A 1,746-nucleotide genomic window follows, 5' to 3' on the forward strand; every position below is an offset into this window, starting at 1 on the left:
TTCCAAGACATCCTGAGCGCTTATCGCAGCCGCGACAGGACGTTAATAAATCAGCGGAGTAGTTTTTTAAGCAGTAGCAGATTATATTTATAAAAAACCCCTGATATGAACTGACCCCCAAATGTTGGACGGTTTAGTTTATATCAAGGACTGAGTTCTGTACTTAACAGGACTCAGTCCTTTTAGTTTGAGTTGAATTCTTTCATGATTATAGTAGTGAATATACTCATGAATCTGTTTCTCTAAACCTTCAATCGAATTAGGCTTTTCAATATAAATCGTCTCACACTTTAGGGTACCAAAGAACCCCTCCATGAGCGCATTATCCAAACAGTTGCCTTTTCTGCTCATACTTTGCTTAATACCATGCTGTTTCAGCACCTGTCCAAACAGTCTCATTTGATAATGCCATCCTTGATCAGAGTGCAGCATTAACTTGTTATCACGGCACGCTTTCGTCTTTGCCAAAGCATCCTCTAGCATCTTGCCAACTAAGTCATAAGTGGGTCTCTTTGAGAGTGTATAACTGACAATCTCATTGTTATAACAATCAAGTATGGGTGACAAATACAGCTTATCATCACCCACCTTAAACTCAGTAATATCGGTCAGCCAGCGCTTATTTGGTTTATCTGCATGAAACTGGCGTTTTAAATAGTTCTTCGCAATCTTACCTTGTTGTCCTTTATAGGAGCGATACTTCTGACGTCTTATCTTTGCGCTAAGCTTCATGTCATGCATAAGCTTAGCGATGAGCTTATGGTTATGATGACAATCTAGCTGCTTTAATGCAGCCGTGACTCTACGATAACCATACCTGCCTTTATGCTGATGGTAAAGCTCAGTAATACGCTGTTTTAAGTCTCCATATTTGTCTTTAACGTCAAACTGACACCTATGGTAGTAAAAGACACTTTTAGCCATCTTAGCGATGTTTAGCAAAGCAGATAAAGGGTGCTCTTGTCTTAGTGCTTCGATGAGCCTTGCTTTTTGCCTGCTTGTTCCTCCGCTTTGAGCAAGGCATCGAGCTTTTTTAGGTACGCAACCTCTGCACGTAGGTATTCATTCTCACGCTTAAGCTCTGCTAAGGTTTTCTCATCATCTGGTTTGCTTGTGATAAATGGCTTGGTCATGGCGGCTCTACCTTTAGGCTTGGTTATTAGTCCAGACATGCCTTGTTGTCGATATGCTTTGTGCCAGTGGCTAATTAAAGCAGGTGAGCTGATATTAAATGTTAAAGCGACCTCGGATTGACTTAATCCTTGCGTCAGCATGGTCGTAATCACTTTGTATTTAAACCCACTGCTGTATTTAGCCTTACTTGTCTTTGGCTTGATCGCGTCTATACCACCGCTTTGATATTGCTTAACCCATTTTTGTACAAGTTTCGAATCTACTTTAAACTTCTCACTTGTGGCAAGTCCGGTATGTCCTTGCAGATAGTATGCGATGACTTGCATCTTAAAGTCTAGATCGTAACGCATAAAAATACCCCCATAAGTTGTGTCCAACTTATGGGGGTCGGTTCAATATGGAGTATCAGGGGTTTTTTGTTTGCGCTTATTAATCTTGAGCCCTTACACATTAAGGCTTTATAAAGTTGCTTATAAGTAAACTTCGGTGTAATGGACAAAATTCATGCTAAAAAGTAGAAGGTAGTCGCTAATGGACATAATTCATGCTATTTGAGTGACTTTGATGCTAAAAAGTCTTTAATAAACCGTAACTTACGGCGCTCATTTAGCC

General features: G+C 40.2%; 2 protein-coding genes. Both read right to left on the bottom strand.

Features of this window, described 5'->3' with window-relative positions:
- Positions 1 to 138: 138 nt before the first annotated feature.
- Entirely contained in the window at positions 139 to 1,062 is a 924-nt protein-coding gene (locus tag JMW90_RS13310) for an IS3 family transposase (protein ID WP_105575668.1), read from the bottom strand.
- A complete protein-coding gene (locus JMW90_RS13315; protein WP_011513068.1) occupies positions 966 to 1,484 on the bottom strand; it encodes a helix-turn-helix domain-containing protein in 519 nt (172 codons plus the stop codon). Before JMW90_RS13315 ends, JMW90_RS13310 begins: the two co-directional genes overlap by 97 nt.
- Positions 1,485 to 1,746: the final 262 nt, after the last annotated feature.

Source organism: Psychrobacter glacincola (assembly GCF_904846215.1).
GTDB classification, from domain to species: domain Bacteria; phylum Pseudomonadota; class Gammaproteobacteria; order Pseudomonadales; family Moraxellaceae; genus Psychrobacter; species Psychrobacter glacincola.

What these genes read in the sequence shown, in the direction of transcription:
- JMW90_RS13315 (WP_011513068.1), bottom strand. Translation starts at nt 1,484, where the DNA reads ATGCGTTACGATCTAGACTTTAAGATGCAAGTCATCGCATACTATCTG.